The sequence below is a fragment of the Bradyrhizobium sp. CCBAU 11357 genome (assembly GCF_028128865.1).
Classification (GTDB): domain Bacteria; phylum Pseudomonadota; class Alphaproteobacteria; order Rhizobiales; family Xanthobacteraceae; genus Bradyrhizobium.
Genome location: NZ_LBJW01000036.1, coordinates 1 through 869 on the forward strand (window position 1 = coordinate 1; position 869 = coordinate 869).

At 64.8% G+C, this 869-nt stretch carries 1 protein-coding gene; it reads left to right on the top strand.

What is annotated here, in order from left to right; genetic code table 11:
* Positions 1-869 (top strand): IS4 family transposase (locus XI05_RS08955; protein ID WP_271500712.1); only part of this gene is annotated, 869 nt, incomplete at both ends.

The following is an 869-nucleotide window of genomic DNA, read 5'->3' on the forward strand; positions in this document are numbered from 1 at the left end:
CCGATTGAGGAGAAAGAGAGCTTCCGGTGGCTGGAAGGTGCCGAGCAGGCGGCCTCGGTGTGTGCGGGCGCGGCCTCTGTCACCGTGATAGCCGATCGTGAGAGCGATATCTTCGAGGCGTTTGCCTTGCGTTCGGAAGGCGTCGAACTGCTGGTCCGCGCGGCTCATGACCGCGCGCTGGCCGACGGCCAGGCGCTGTTTGCCCAAGCCGATGCGATGGCTGCGATGGGGCGTGCCGAGTTGGAGCTTCCCGCCAAGCCCGGGCGCAGGCGGCGAACTGCGCAACTCGAGCTTCGCTTCATGCCGGCAAGTCTGGCTCGACCGAAGCATGGACTGCGCGCCAATTTGCCGGACAGCGTGGCCGTGAACGTCATCGATGTTCGCGAGATTGCCCCGCCAAGCGGCGAAGCGCCGATCCACTGGCGGCTTCTGACCACGCACGCGATCGACAACGAGGCGCAAGCCTGGCAGGTGGTCGGTCTATATCGGCGGCGCTGGGCGATTGAACAGCTGTTCCGCACTCTCAAGACCGACGGCTTCGACATCGAAGGCCTGCAGATCGAAGACAGCGCGCCTCGTAACCGGCTCATCACTGCGACGCTGATCGCGGCTGTATGCATCCAACAATTGGTGCAGGCGCGTGACGGCGGCCCGGGGCCTCTGCGGCCCCTGAGCGATGCATTCGAACCCGAGGACGTTCCACTGCTGGAAGCCTGTTGCGCTCAACTTGAAGGCAAGACAGAGCGACAGAAAAATCCCCATCCGAAGGGATCACTGGCTCGCGCAGCCTGGGTCTGCGCGCGCCTCGGCGGATGGACCGGCTATTACGGCAAGCCAGGCCCCATCGTCATGCTCGAGGGCTGGCTCGA